This window comes from Bacillus weihaiensis, from assembly GCF_001889165.1.
Taxonomy (GTDB): Bacteria; Bacillota; Bacilli; order Bacillales; family Bacillaceae; genus Metabacillus; species Metabacillus weihaiensis.
The window spans coordinates 1,766,756-1,780,659 of the sequence record NZ_CP016020.1; the positions used below are offsets into that span (position 1 = coordinate 1,766,756).

The 13,904-nt window shown below is 34.2% G+C and carries 18 protein-coding genes; 13 read left to right on the plus strand and 5 right to left on the minus strand.

From position 1 onward, the window contains the following. Positions 1–100: 100 nt before the first annotated feature. The 9 genes from A9C19_RS08555 to A9C19_RS08590 all read left to right on the plus strand — a co-directional run bounded on the left by A9C19_RS08555 (position 101) and on the right by A9C19_RS08590 (position 7,547). On the plus strand, positions 101–721 hold the full coding sequence (locus A9C19_RS08555; protein ID WP_072579553.1) for a DUF421 domain-containing protein: 621 nt from the start codon (positions 101–103) through the stop codon (positions 719–721). A 348-nt stretch (positions 722–1,069) separates the two neighbouring features. Next, on the plus strand, positions 1,070–1,633 hold the full coding sequence (locus A9C19_RS08560) for a tetratricopeptide repeat protein (protein WP_072579554.1): 564 nt from the start codon (positions 1,070–1,072) through the stop codon (positions 1,631–1,633). A gap of 7 nt (positions 1,634–1,640) precedes the next feature. After that, positions 1,641–3,548: a tetratricopeptide repeat protein gene (locus tag A9C19_RS08565; RefSeq protein ID WP_233499275.1), complete on the plus strand. Its 1,908-nt coding sequence runs from the start codon at positions 1,641–1,643 to the stop codon at positions 3,546–3,548. Between the two features lie 22 nt (positions 3,549–3,570). Next, positions 3,571–4,323, plus strand: a complete 753-nt coding sequence (locus A9C19_RS08570; RefSeq protein ID WP_072579556.1) for an amidohydrolase family protein — start codon at positions 3,571–3,573, stop codon at positions 4,321–4,323. A gap of 119 nt (positions 4,324–4,442) precedes the next feature. Next, the gene (locus A9C19_RS08575; protein WP_072579557.1) at positions 4,443–5,549 is read left to right on the plus strand and encodes a 3-dehydroquinate synthase II domain-containing protein; all 1,107 of its coding nucleotides are present in this window, start codon (positions 4,443–4,445) and stop codon (positions 5,547–5,549) included. Positions 5,550–5,565: 16 nt separating this feature from the next. Further along, positions 5,566–6,327, plus strand: coding sequence for a 2-amino-3,7-dideoxy-D-threo-hept-6-ulosonate synthase (locus A9C19_RS08580; RefSeq protein WP_072579558.1), 762 nt, complete (start codon positions 5,566–5,568; stop codon positions 6,325–6,327). Positions 6,328–6,339: 12 nt separating this feature from the next. Further along, complete coding sequence (locus tag A9C19_RS08585) at positions 6,340–6,528, plus strand: hypothetical protein (RefSeq protein WP_072579559.1); 189 nt, start codon at positions 6,340–6,342, stop codon at positions 6,526–6,528. Beyond that, complete coding sequence (locus A9C19_RS21725; RefSeq protein WP_158515072.1) at positions 6,521–6,661, plus strand: hypothetical protein; 141 nt, start codon at positions 6,521–6,523, stop codon at positions 6,659–6,661. The genes A9C19_RS08585 and A9C19_RS21725 overlap by 8 nt, the downstream gene beginning before the upstream one ends. A 262-nt stretch (positions 6,662–6,923) precedes the next feature. After that, entirely contained in the window at positions 6,924–7,547 is a 624-nt protein-coding gene (locus A9C19_RS08590; protein WP_072579560.1) for a CAP domain-containing protein, read from the plus strand. A gap of 91 nt (positions 7,548–7,638) precedes the next feature. Here the strand turns inward: A9C19_RS08590 and A9C19_RS21730 are convergent, their stop codons facing one another. Next, positions 7,639–7,809, minus strand: a complete 171-nt coding sequence (locus tag A9C19_RS21730) for a hypothetical protein (RefSeq protein ID WP_158515073.1) — start codon at positions 7,807–7,809, stop codon at positions 7,639–7,641. A gap of 196 nt (positions 7,810–8,005) precedes the next feature. Further along, complete coding sequence (locus A9C19_RS08595; RefSeq protein ID WP_072579561.1) at positions 8,006–8,218, minus strand: alpha/beta-type small acid-soluble spore protein; 213 nt, start codon at positions 8,216–8,218, stop codon at positions 8,006–8,008. 256 nt (positions 8,219–8,474) lie between these two features. Between A9C19_RS08595 and A9C19_RS08600 the strand changes: the two genes are divergently transcribed. Continuing rightward, positions 8,475–9,254: an alpha/beta fold hydrolase gene (locus A9C19_RS08600; RefSeq protein WP_072579562.1), complete on the plus strand. Its 780-nt coding sequence runs from the start codon at positions 8,475–8,477 to the stop codon at positions 9,252–9,254. A 132-nt stretch (positions 9,255–9,386) separates the two neighbouring features. On the opposite strand, the gene A9C19_RS08605 is transcribed toward A9C19_RS08600, so the two are convergent. Beyond that, complete coding sequence (locus A9C19_RS08605) at positions 9,387–9,578, minus strand: hypothetical protein (RefSeq protein WP_072579563.1); 192 nt, start codon at positions 9,576–9,578, stop codon at positions 9,387–9,389. A gap of 132 nt (positions 9,579–9,710) precedes the next feature. Between A9C19_RS08605 and A9C19_RS08610 the strand changes: the two genes are divergently transcribed. Together A9C19_RS08610 and A9C19_RS08615 are read left to right on the plus strand one after the other, a co-directional pair. Then, a complete protein-coding gene (locus tag A9C19_RS08610; RefSeq protein ID WP_072579564.1) occupies positions 9,711–9,995 on the plus strand; it encodes a hypothetical protein in 285 nt (94 codons plus the stop codon). 82 nt (positions 9,996–10,077) lie between these two features. After that, positions 10,078–10,503, plus strand: a complete 426-nt coding sequence (locus A9C19_RS08615) for a DUF4395 domain-containing protein (protein ID WP_072579565.1) — start codon at positions 10,078–10,080, stop codon at positions 10,501–10,503. A 113-nt stretch (positions 10,504–10,616) separates the two neighbouring features. On the opposite strand, the gene A9C19_RS08620 is transcribed toward A9C19_RS08615, so the two are convergent. Further along, positions 10,617–11,396 (minus strand): hypothetical protein, encoded by a 780-nt coding sequence (locus tag A9C19_RS08620; RefSeq protein WP_072579566.1) that lies wholly within the window; start codon positions 11,394–11,396, stop codon positions 10,617–10,619. Positions 11,397–11,562: 166 nt separating this feature from the next. Here A9C19_RS08620 and A9C19_RS08625 point away from each other — a divergent pair, with 166 nt between their 5' ends. Then, positions 11,563–12,162, plus strand: a complete 600-nt coding sequence (locus A9C19_RS08625) for a hypothetical protein (protein ID WP_072579567.1) — start codon at positions 11,563–11,565, stop codon at positions 12,160–12,162. 154 nt (positions 12,163–12,316) lie between these two features. Here the strand turns inward: A9C19_RS08625 and A9C19_RS08630 are convergent, their stop codons facing one another. After that, positions 12,317–13,840 carry a bifunctional metallophosphatase/5'-nucleotidase gene (locus A9C19_RS08630; protein ID WP_072579568.1) on the minus strand — a complete coding sequence of 508 codons (1,524 nt, stop codon included), beginning with the start codon at positions 13,838–13,840 and terminating at the stop codon, positions 12,317–12,319. Positions 13,841–13,904 lie beyond the last annotated feature (64 nt).

A 13,904-nucleotide genomic window follows, 5' to 3' on the forward strand; every position in this document is an offset into this window, starting at 1 on the left:
AAGTTATGATTTGTAAACGAAACATGCTACTAAAGAATAGAAATCAACTCAAAAACAAACCTTATAAATAGAAAAAGAAGGAAAAGGTGGTAAAGTGACAATGGATTATAGTCTGATTTGGAAAGCAGTTCTTATTGTATTAGGAGGAACCATCTTATTAAGAATCGCAGGAAGAAAGTCAATTTCACAAATGACACTTGCTCAAGTTGTCATTATGATTGGATTAGGCTCTTTATTAGTGCAACCAATTGTAGGAAAGAATGTATGGAGTACAATAGTAGTTGGCTTAACACTAGTTTTAACATTAGTTTTTGTAGAATATGTTCAAATTAAATCTGATAAAGTAGAGAAATTCATTTCAGGAAAAGCGAAAACAGTTATTCAGAACGGTCAGTTACAAGAGGATCAATTGAAAAAGTTAAGAATATCAGTTGATTTATTAGAAATGAAGCTAAGACAAGCGAATGTTACAAAAATTGAAGACGTTAAATATGCAACACTGGAACCAAATGGACAAATAGGGTTTGAATTGAAGGATCAGAAAAAACCTGTAACAAAAGAGGATTTAACACTTATCAACCAGGATCTGCAAATGATTAAACAAGCACTACAGCTGCTTCCTACAACTCAATATTCACAAAGTCAGATCGAACAGCCATCACTTTTCACCGAGGTAAGTAAGAATAAACATCAGGTTGAACCACCTGAATATTTAAAATGAATTGCTTAAAACATTTTCGTATGGATTTTGGCATCAAGAAAGCTAAATGTGGAGTCAATAATAGTCAGTTATATGTGACTGACTGTTATTCACTCCTTTTTTGGGTAAACCGTTTCTTATAGCTAATACTTTTCTTTTATATTAATAGTCTATTAACCTACACAAAAGTAAATGACTCCTTTTGAATTAAAATGTATGCGTTTACATAATAGACTCTATGATCAAAATATCACTTTTCCATTTTTGTCTATCACCTTAGAAAAACAAAATCATAAGTTGTAAATGTACTAAAAACTATGAGTGAAAAAAGCTCATAGAATAATCCTGTATAAAAGGAGGTGCAGAGATTTGGTTCAAAAGAAAGGGGATTGGAAAAAAGAATTTGAAGAAGCGGAAAAACTCCATAACAAAGCAATAAAAGGAGATAAAGAAGCAGCTAAGAAGGCCTATACTATTTTAAAACAAATCAAGCAAGTTTCTCTAAATGATTCTAAAGTAGAAGCATTATATGGAAGTTCTTCTGCACTTGTTGCTAGAGACCAGATGGATTTGATTGAGAAAACGAATTTAGCTAAAAGAGGTTTGAAGTCTTTAGATAAAGCTGTGGCAACAGAACCCAAAAACATAGATTTTCGAATTTTAAGAGGGAATGTTGCTTTCCGTTTACCTGAAATGTATTTTAAGCGAACCAAAACAGCTATTGAAGATTTTGAATTTCTGATTAAAGAATATGAGTCGAAAAAAACAAACTTGAATAGTGAACAGTATTATGAGTTCTTACTAAATCTTGGAACTTCCTACAATACACTTGGTAAAAGTAATGAGGCCGAAAAGGTTTGGAATAAATTAGTGAAAATGAATCCTAGCTTTAAACCAATCATTGAAAATGTGAAACGAAATGGGGGTGAGTAATGTGAGTATGAAGAAACGAGAAAAACTATTGGCTACCTTAGCTAAACGTAATCCTTATATCAATAATGCTATTTTACAAAGTGAATCACGTTCTAAGAGAAAAACAAAAGGAAAAGAAGAAAATATAGACACAAGAGTAAAAGAACAAGATACGAAATCTATGAAGAAAGCAAAAGTGGATGTAACCAATAAAAGTCTAGAAAAGGTAGGAAAAGAAGAAAAAGGTAGTCAATCACTACAATTAATTGAAGCAATTAAAGACCATGATGCTGGAATAAAAGGCGATAAAATTGCAGTGAAAAAAGCTTATACGATGTTGAAAAAGCTTTATTCCGAACAAAAAGCAAACTTAGAAATCCGAGCTTACCTAGGTAGTGCTGCAACTTTATTAGGAAGAGATGCGCATAGTGTAACAGACAAAATGAAGTATGCATTAGAGGGATTAAAGCATTTAGATGAAGTAGTAGAAAAAAAATCGGATTTTTTCTTAGCTAGATTTCTAAGAGGGCATGTAGCATACCGATTACCAGATATGTATTTTCAAAGAATGACTACAGCAATTGAAGATTTCACCTATATAGTAAATGAATATGACCAGAACGCTAAGCTGTTAACCGAGGAAGAATATGTAGAAATCTTAAAAAACTTGGTTGATTTGTTTAAACGTACTAACGATCTTGAGAAATCATCGTTTTATCAAGAAAAATTAAAGCAACTCAAAAAAGCAACTCAACCTTTGGTAGCTATAGCTAATGATGAAAAACAAGAAAAACAGTATCAAGGCTCTGATCTAGAAAATGAGGGAATGAACGAGGAAGCAAGTGAGTTTTATGAAAGGGCATTAAAAGGTACTTCCGAAGATGTTAAAAAAGCTATTTCATTCTTTGAAGTATTTGTTCTGACAAATTCAGCTCCTGAAGTCGAAATGTATTTAATAGACTTGCAATCCATGCAAGCAAGAGACTCAATTAACACGTATGAAATGTTCGGTTCAGCAATTAAATCAATGAAGGCAATGGATAGTCTAATTCAAGAGCACCCTGAGAATCTTGAATTGAAAATCATTCGAGCAAGACATAGCTTACGTCTTCCAGAATTATTTTTCCGTCGAGCGGCAATTGCAATGAGAGATATCGAATCACTTTTAAAAGATGAGGGATTCCTAAAGCAAAAAGGCGATGAAACAAAATATCAACTGATGTATGAATTGGGTCTTGCGTATGAAATGTTAGATATGACTGAAGAGGCATTAGGTGCATGGAATCAACTAAGCAAGTTACGACCAGGTTCTTATTGGCAGGCAAAAATAGATGAAAAGAAAGATGTTTATTCATATAAGGAAATCGATTTAAGAACTTTAACAGTTGCAACACCTGAAAAACTGTATGAAAAAGCGAAAGAAATGCACAAATATGGAGCAAAAGGCAGCAAAGTAGCAGCGAGACAAAGTCTCAAGGCATGGGAAAAAGCAAAAGAGGCTAACCCAGAGTGTGAAATTGCAGCAACGTACTATGCAGCATCTGTTGCTTTACAAGGAAGGTTCGCAAGTGATCCACAAGATATGTTCAAAGATACGATTCAAGGTTTAAAACTATTAAAAACTTGCATCACAACTGATAATCCTGAGTTGAAATTTTTAAGAGGAATGATTTATTCTGCTATGCCAGAAGGATTTTTCCACACGAGTGATAAAGCAATGAAGGATTTAAAATCTGTTAAAGCAGCGTATGAACAAGAAGGAGAAAATTGTTCTATCACGAGGGAACAATACCTACAACTTCTTTACGAGCTAGGACTTTTGTATCAAAGAAATAGTTTTCATGATAAAGCAGAAAAAACATGGAAGCAGCTACTAAAAGAAGAACCTAATTCTCCTTATGCTATGCGATTAGAAAGTATGGATTTAACAGATTAAAACGTGAAACAGAGGTGAAACAATGATTATCGATGCACATGCACACTTATCAAATACCGATTATGGCGATACATCGACCTATCTTAAATTATTGAAAGAAGCTGGGATTGATCAAGGTGTTGCAGTACCAGGAGCAATGCTTGATGTACGTAAAATGACAGATTATATCACGGGTCGTGCAAAGCCGGAAAAACCCATCCCTGATAATAAATATGTTGAAAATGCCTTTAAGGCAAATAGCAATATTCACGGATTTATTTGTATTAATCCCCATGATAAAGATGTTGAGCAGCAACTTTTAAAAGCAAAGAGAGCTGGGTTTAAAGGGTTAAAGCTATCACCTATGTCCCATCAATTTTCGTTCTCTTCAAAAGGAATAGCAGCATTGGCTTCACTTTGCGGGGAATATGGGTTTCCTTTTTACACTCATGTTGTATATAGCCCAGGAGCTTCAACAGCTAAGCTTGTTCAATTAGCCAAGCAAAATCCTAAAACAAATTTTATTATCGGTCATATGGGGTTTGGACCCGCCGATCAAGAAGCGTTAGAAGCGGCAAAAACAATGAATAATTTCTTTTTGGAAACATCAACTGGAAATTTCTTGCATATACAAGAGTCAGTAAAAAAAGCTGGTAGCTCAAAAGTAATCTTTGGTTCTGAATACCCGTTGTCACATCCTGCTATTGAATTAGAAAAAATTATGAAGCTAGAAATCTCTGATCGTGAACGGGAAGATGTTCTTAGTACCAATATTAAAAATCTATTATCTATTTAATCACTTGTTATTTCAAGACCTTTATATAATGTATTTAAGCATGTCTATTTAAGGTCTTTTAATATAAATGCTTTTTAAAATAATATAAAAACTAATAGGTTGGAAGGAGCTAGAAATTTATGCAACAGAAAGAAAGGCAAGTATGGTATGACGGAAGAGGAGTTTCAGTAGAGAACATGGATGTGTGGGAATTAATTAATCATTCTCCAATTGATAAGGTATTAGTTTCTTTACAACAACGTAAAGAAGGATATTTCCCCCAAAAAATGACTTTTATCACAGAGGTAAACAATGTAAATGAATTAGAGAATGTGCCTGAAGAGGATGTTGTCTTTTCAGATAGTGAAGAAATTTTAGCAGAAGCTAAAAAGCGAGGTCACCAGACTTGTATTTTCTATTCCGTTGATAATAGAGAAATGCTTGAGCGTTGTTCAAGAGAAGCTGCTGAATACAATTTTGCAGCTGTGGATTTTGATCTACCAACGAATATTCCGCTTGAATTAATTATTGCAAGATTAGAAGAGAGCAACACAATCTTATTACGTGCTGTTAATACGGCAATTGATACTGAGATTGCATATGGAACATTAGAAAAAGGTAGTGACGGGGTATTGTTCGCAACAAAAAATGTAGATGAGGTTAAACGTTTAACTGAATTTATGTCGAAGCAAGCTCTTCCAAATTTAGATCTCCAACCTATGGTAGTAACAGAAGTTGTGCATGCAGGTATGGGAGTTCGTGCATGTGTTGATACCACTGGCATTATGAAGCAAGACGAAGGAATGATTATCGGGTCTACTTCTGGTGGAGGAGTATTTGTTTGCTCGGAAACTCACTATTTACCATATATGAATTTAAGACCTTTCCGTGTTAATGCTGGTGCTGTACATTCTTATGTGTGGCAGCCTGAGGATGCTGCAGAATATTTAAGTGATTTAAAAGCAGGAGATAAAGTACTATGTGTGAACACAAAAGGAGAAACGCGTGTTCTAACGGTTGGTCGTATTAAAACAGAGGTTAGACCAATGTTATTAATTAAAGGGAAAGTTGGAGAGCGTGAACTAAATGTAATCGTACAAGATGACTGGCATATCCGTATCATGAGTGCCGATGGAAAACCACGTAATGCTTCTACAATCCGTCCTGGAGATGAGTTATTAGCTTATACTTGTGAACCTGGTAGACACGTAGGAGTTAAAGTAAGCGAAACAATCATCGAGAGATAAAATAGGAGGAGTTACCATGTCGGGGAAAGATATTCGTCTTAAGAAGCTATACCACCATTCCGATAATCTATTAATTGTTCCGATGGATCATGGAATTACTATTGGACCTGTTACAGGTTTGGCAGAAATCAATCATACTGTGAATGCTGTGTTTGATGGTGGAGCAGATGCTGTTGTTGTTCACAAAGGACTTGTTCGCTATTTGACCGATTCCATTGGATCAAATAAAGGAGAATTAATCATCCATTTATCGGCTTCGACTGCTTTAGCACCAGAAACACAATCAACACGTAAAGAGGTTGTATCTTCGGTTGAACATTCAATCCGACTTGGTGCTACTGCCATATCTACACATGTTAATTTAGGCTCGCCATTTGAAGCAGATCAAATTAGAGATGTAGGACTTATAGCTGAAGAATGTGATAAATGGGGATTACCTCTTCTTGCAATGATGTATGTCCGCGATGGCTCAAAACAGCATGAATTTGATCCTGAAAGAATTCGACATGCAGCAAGAGTAGCAGAAGAACTTGGTGCAGATATCGTAAAAGTAAATTATAGTGGCTCTGAAGAAACCTTTAAGCAAGTTGTCTCTGGAGTGAAGATTCCTGTATTAATCGCAGGAGGAGAGCGATTAAATTCTACTAATGATATCTTGTCTATGATTGAGGATGCAGTAAATGCAGGTGCCAAAGGAATTTCAATTGGAAGAAATATTTTCCAAGATGAAAACCCAGGAAAGTTATGTGCAAGTATTAGGTCTATATTAGACCGTTAATGAGGTGATAAGGTGGATAATAATAAACTAAACGAAGCTGTAGGAAGCTTAAGTCAAAGAATTAAAGAGTTAAAAGCGAATGGAGCTTCAAGTGAAGAAATTCAAGCTGCAGTCTTTGAAATGATCGACAGTTTAGGAATCAATATCCCTCTAGATAAAATCTCTGAGAAGATGAAAGGGTTGGATAAATCAAATGGATAAGAAAGAGGTTAAACTGGCTGTTGCAACTTTAAGAGAACAAATTAGCACAGCACTAGATGGTGAAAATCAAGCGGAAGATATTAAAGAAGCAGTTTATAACATGCTAAAATCCTTTAATATTCAAATGCCATAATTACCAAGAGAGAGATTAAATTATTCAATCTCTCAGACTGTAGGCAAACTCGGGTAAACTCGGGCTTGCTTACAGTCTTTTTTATTTTGATCTGCTTTTTTTCAAATAAGTATTTATGAAATTGATTCAGATGATCATTTTAACCATTGTACCTTTTTACTTTCTTTTTAACACGTACCTTATAAAAGCTATGTATGTTTTTTTTTTGTAAAAGCAATACTAGTGTTGGTATGAAAACATTACTTATTTAGGAGTGAACATGATGATGAAAAAATTATTTATCTTTACCCTTCTTTTTCTATTACTTACACCAGTTGTTTCTCACGGGCAAATTAAAACGTTTAAAGAACCACCATTCGAATTTTATAAAGTTTCAAAAGGTGACACGTTTTGGTACATAGCTCAACGCTACGGTTTAGACTATAAAAGGTTAATGGAGCTTAATCCATCTATTGAACCAAGAAATATGCATGTAGGTGAAGTGATTCGTTTAAAACCTTCAGCTGAAAGTGTAAGCACTTTCCAAGAGCAAGTGGTTCAGCTGGTTAATCAGGAAAGAGCTAAAGCTGGATTAAACCCACTCACTCATCGAGCAGATGTGAAAAATGTTGCTCAGAAAAAAGCAGAGGACTTGATCAATTCTAATTATTTTTCACATACAAGTCCAAATTATGGATCTCCGTTTGATATGTTGAAGACTTTTGGTATTAGTTATTCTTATGCAGGTGAGAACATTGCAAAAGGGCAAAAAACTCCGCAAGAAGTAATGAATGCTTGGATGAATTCTTCAGGTCATCGTGCAAACATCTTAAAACCTGAATTCGATTCAATTGGAGTAGGGTTTTATCATGGAGCTTGGGTTCAGATGTTCATTAAAGGTAGATAAAGCAGATTGATCTAAAGCTACATCCATACCAAATTTTCATTCAAGTTACAGGACCGAGGCCGACTTATTAGGTAAGCCTCGGTCTTATTAATTAGTCTCGTTCATTCATAACATCTCTACCTGTTGCTCCCACTGACATATCTGTATCTTTTCTAGTATTACTACTATCATCTTCTTTATAGGATTGATGGGTTGAACCTACATACTTAGATTTATGCTTTCCCTCTGTTTTAATAAATTCTTCAAAATCTTCATTAACCATTACTCTTCGACCTCCTATATTTTATGTTCGTTTCTATCGTATCCATTCAAAGCCATTTCATAAGAAAAAAATAGAAATGTTTTTGGGAAGTTGGAAAGAAGAGAAAAGAGACAAGTTTTACGTAGTTAATTTTTTTTGGTGATATAAAAAGAGGCAGTTACTTAAAACTGCCTCTATAGTCATTAGTATGAAGTTATTAGTATTGTTGTTTACCGCCTAATTGTTGTTCAGCAAAAGATACTAAACGTTTTGTAATTTCTCCACCAACTGATCCATTTGCACGAGATGTTGTTTCTCCACCAAGATTTACGCCAAATTCATTAGCGATTTCATACTTCATTTGGTCGATTGCTTGAGCAGCTCCAGGTACTACTAATTGATTAGAATTGTTGTTACTGTTGCTTGCCATAATAAATCCATCTCCTTTTTAAATGTGTTGTTTGGTGGGTTAGTCTGGATTTGCACCATCCGTTAACCATCTAGGTTAACCCATGTTGCATGAAAGCTTTGCTGAAGCTCTTTGTTGTAAGTGATTGTTGATAGTTAATATTTCACGTTTATAAAAATTTATTCTCATTTTGCAGGATGAAATTTTTACCACTTTTATTAGTAACATAATAAAAATGTGGAACACTATAATGGGTTTCTAAAAAGGAGGTAAACTCATGCCATCTGTAAAATTAGACGAGGAAAAATTCATTTTTTATGAGGATATAGGTGAGGGAATCCCAGTGATTTTTGTTCACCCACCTGGAATGGGGAGACATGTATTTTATTTTCAACGAAAACTCAAACAGCATATGAGGTTACTCATGCCAGACTTGTCTGGTCACGGGGATAGCAGTCGGGTAAATGCGGAAAAAATCTCCATAGAATACTATGCAAAAGAACTTGTAATGTTTATGGATAAATTAAATATTGATCAAGCCGTTTTCTGTGGTTATTCAGCGGGTGGAGCAATTACTCAATATATCAGTGTATTTTATCAAGAGAGGGTTCGCGGTTTAATATTATTTGGAGGCTATCCTACTGTTCAACATACTTTATTTAAATGGGAACATAAAGCAGGTATGTACCTAGTGGAAAAACAAAAAGCTCTTTTAGCTTATTTACTCTCAATTAGCCACACAAATAATGAAAAATTCCAAAAAATATTATATAAACACATGATTAAATCGCAAGGGGAAGTGTGGAAAGCCTATTATCAAGAGGTTTTGCATTACAATGTCATTCGGTATTTAGATAAGATAAATGTACCAGTCTTAATTATGTATGGTACTAAATCAGATTTAATAAATAAATATACCAATTATTATAAACAAAGAATAAAAGAAATAAGGATTGTTTATTTTAAAAGGACAAACCATCAAGTTCCAACAAAAAGATCAAAACTAGCTAATCTTGAAATTGAAAGATTTATAAAATATAAAATTGATCATAAGTAATACTTGATTGAAGTCTGCGCCTAGTAAACGACCGTGGAGGAAGTTTCTAGGCGGCTAGTGTAACTTTAAAGGTAAAACTAGATGTGGTTCTAGAGTACTATAATTTTACTCTTGAATGATACAGATTTTAATTTAATCACTATAAGGGTATGACACATGAATACTATCGATAGTACCAGGTTCATCTTGTATGACGCGTAAGGATTGCATATAAGTTCTAAATTCTTTTTGAATTTCTTTAGGTGCTCCTTCCTTCAGGTGCCAATTACCTGGCTCATCAACAAAATATTCGCTCATAAAAAATTCTGGGTTTTTTTCTGGCATTTTTTCACCTCCCTTATAAGACTATTCTAGTTTCTCCAAAAGAGGATGAATCATTAGTTAATTTAAGCAACATAAATTTTTGAAGATATGAGAAATCTAGTATAAGCAATAAGTCATAAGGAGAGTGTATAAATGATTTTTTATGCATGTGTGTCGTCTGACAAAGAACTACTAAAATCGTATAAAGGGATTGAAGTGTCAGTATTGGGTCAACCGAGCGAAATAGTAGCTCGGTTTGAGTCGTATGATCCGCTGGAAGATTATCATAACTTTGTAAGCTGGGCAGAAGGAGTTGGAGAAGATAACGTAGGTTATTGTGATAGCTTAAAGCGTTACGCTGAAGAATATAAAAAGGTATCAAAAGAAGACTCAGTTAAAATGATTTCCATGATATATGGTAGCCATGATATATGCTGACAAAATCATTTAAATCACTTTCCTTCTCAAATACCAAGTAATCGGGTATACTTAATGTATAATATAGAAGTAAGGTGATTATATGAAAGAAGATGTTAAATATATTCCAAGACCTTTAGTAAGAAGCTATCAATGGAGTATTGTAGCAAGTGTCATCATAGTCTGGTTTACTGGAGCCTATGCTCTTTTATTGGTACCATTGTTAGCAGGAATATCAGGATTACTATTTAAACGTAATTTTATTATGGAGATAGCAAAAGTGTTTTTAAGAAAAGAACTGTCTGAATATATCCCGGAGGATGTGGATCAACAAAGATTTAACTCAGTAATCTCCATTATCTGTTTAGTAGGAGGATTACTAGGTTATATATTTGGCATTCCTTTCATGGCGTATTTCTTTACAGCTATGGTGGCTATTGCAGCATTTGTAGCGATCTTAGGCTTTTGTATCGGATGCTTTATTCGGTTTCAATGGAAGCAATATCAATATAAACGTGTGAACAATTAAAGAAAGGTAGAAATGCCTGGAATAAATAACCTATCTGTTATCATTCTAAAAAAAACTGTAGACTGTCCGAATATTCCTTCGAACTGTCTACAGACCAAGCTGATGAACTTTCATCAGCTTTTTTTAATAGTGTCAAATTCTTGTTCTTCTTTTTTCGTAGTTTTCTTTTCAAGAAAAATCGACTTTTTGAAAAATTGACCTACATAGTTAGTTAATTGCTTATACTGTGCTTCAAGTTTTTCTACTACAAAATTAACTCTTTCGAATAGAGCAGTTTTTAGATGTTCAACTTCACTTGCCGTCTTGTGATTTAGTGCATCTTGTTGCTCTAGTTTTTCGAAAATGGTTTGATGAAATGCTTCTTGTATTTCAAGTGAATTTCCGATGACATCATTCGAATTCTTTTGTTTTTCTATTTCTTCATAAAGATTAATTTGTTGTTTCTCGTAATCATCGAATTTTTTCAGTAATTTATGAATGGTTATATCTTGCAAGGTAAGCTGATTAATAATGGTTTCTTGAAACTGTTGATCATCGTTTGCTTTTTTTATGAATCCTTCGTTAAATTGCTCGATCTTATTGAAGCGATTTAAGAGGTCTTGATAGATGTGCTCTTGTTTATTTACACTTTCATAAATTGGCTGCGTTCTATTCTTTTGTTCTTCTATACAACTTAAAACGTGAAAATATTGCGCTAATTGATCTTGGCTCACTTCATCTAAGCGTTTACTAGCTTCTATGGAAGCCTCTTTAAACTTCTGATTGGTTTGTTCTTGTGATTTAAGGTATTCCTCAAGGTAATTTCTGTGGAAATGTTGTTGGTTAGAAGTGTTCGTAATCGGTTGCTTATTTTTATATAAAGATGGGAAATTCCTGTGATTCACATATACCACGATAACGTCACTCCCTTCAGGTTGTTATTTTATTCTATGTATGAACCGAGTTATGTGATTAGTATTTTTATTTTGTTCCTCCATTTATCTACTTATCAAAGGATACATGTTTGATTTTTAAAACGTGGACATACTAATAAAGAAAAACAATGCAGGGAGGATTATTATGAATTTAGATTGGTTTGATCGTGTAAGTAGTGAGTTGCAAAATCATCTAGAATCAATCTGTGAAAATTATGATGAAGTAGGACAAATGTCCATTGAAAGGGCAGCTAAGCATCCGAGAATGGAGTTCTATGTTGAATTAGATGATGAAGAAAGAGAATATTTCTATACTTTATTTTATGATCCTTATAATGAAGAGTTTTACTTCGAATCTTTTGATTTTAACTTAGAGCAAACAACGCGAGCGATATTAGGGGACATAGAGGATATCATTGATGCTGTTCACGAAAGTTTTCATCACTATATGAATGCGGATGAAGAGTTTGAAGAAGACTCAGATCTATTTGAGCAGATAGACGTTGAATGGGAGACACCAGAAGTCACTGCCTTTATACATGAGGACGAGGTAGAAGTCACCTATCAATTTGGAATAGTCGAAGAAACAGGAGACGGAGTACTAAGACGAATTAATAGGATAAAAACAAATAACGGGGATATGCTCAAGGATGAAACAAATTTTATTTTTAGCAAAGAAGAAGCAAGTACTATGATTGCCATGATTGCTAGCCATATGGATTCATTATCTGATTTCGAGTTTTAAGGTATACACTATTAATATTAGAATGGATTTCCCTTATAATGTCTAGGTTAGGGCATAATCGACTAAAGTCAATAATCAAATAGGAATTGAAGGGAACAACACCTTACCTTCTATTCCTATTCGTCTCATGCTTAAGAAAGTGGGCGCCCCTTAATTAGGAATTCTCTTCTTTAAGATAGTCGATAAGTAGATCACTCACGTTTCCATATTTCTTTAAAAGGCGATGATTTTGAAATGCTAAAAATCCATCCCCTCCATTTGCTAAATAATCAGTAAGGGCAACTGTATAGGTTGAGTTAGGCTTTAGTTTTTCTCCATTATCTAAGTAGATGGTTTCAACCTTTTTAGAAAATGGGGTCGTATGCATATAAGTGAGACCTTTTATTTGCAGAAAATTTTCTTTCTCTCCTTTCCATTGTTCTTCTATTGCTTGTTGTATTTGTAGTCCTGATAATTCAACCTTTAGAACATGATGATTAAAGGGAAGGGCACGTTTTACATCATTTATTGAAATTGGTCCTTCTTCTAAGTTAAAACGTATTCCCCCATGATGTGTAAAGGCTATGTCAGCTTGTGTTTCATTACTCATTGATTCTACAAGTAATTTTCCTAAGGGAGAATCTCCGTTACGATCTTTCTTTCTTGAAATGGATTGCGGTAAAATCATAACTATCTGGTTCATTTCATTCTGTTTAACTCGATATTTTTCAAGTAATTGGATAGTTTGTAGATCTGGTTCGATGTGTTCGTGGGAAGTTAGGTGAATAGTAGCCTCTTTATTTAATAAGGTATCTGTTGTGTTATCAAATTCTAAATTAACTTGGGTTATCGCCTTTCCATATGAATATCCTTGAACAATTAGTTTATTATCTACTATTGTGTTTGCGTATCCATGGCTATGTCCAGCGAAAATTACATCTATTTCATTATGTAGGGATGGGGCCATTTTAACTAACTCTTGTCTTGGGTTTCCACCAGTAAGGCTTGATTTAGCTGAGACGTGAGCTAAAACGACAATAGTGGTAACTCCTTGTGATACTATCTCGGTTGCTGCATGATTGATGGCTTCTACCTCATCTGTAATATTTAGACCGTTTAAATGACTCGGTACTACATAATCTTTTGTTTCAGTCGTCACAACTCCGATAAAGCCTATCTTTTTTCCATTTATTTCTTTCACGAGATAAGGAGGGAACAAAGGAGAATGAGTATCTTTATTTAGAACATTAGCTGAAATATAGGTAGTTGTCGATCCGTTAAAGTCACTAGAAGGGTCACCTTGGATTAACCTAAGCATTTCTGGAACACCTCGATCGAATTCATGGTTCCCTAGAGTTCCAATATCAACATGAAGTGAGTTTAAAAATTCTATGGTCGGTTCATCTTGAAAAACTGAGGATAAAGGAGGGCTACCGCCAACCATATCACCTGCATGAACAAGGAGTGAGTCTGGATTTTGATTTCGAAGTTTTTTTACAAGTGAAGCGACATATTCGGCTCCACCGACTTTTTGACCTGATAGTTCTTGGTAGGTATCTAGTTGTCCATGGAAATCATTCAGTCCAATAAGTTGAATGGTTGTCACATTTTCTCTATAGGTAGAAGCTGAGTAGACGGATGTGCTTAAGAAAAGTAGAAAAATACAACTATACAAAAAAAATCTCTTTTTTTTATGCATGTTATCCCTCCTTATCTATTACTTTAAGAGTAACATTTGATCATTAATGTAAACTAAACGAAAC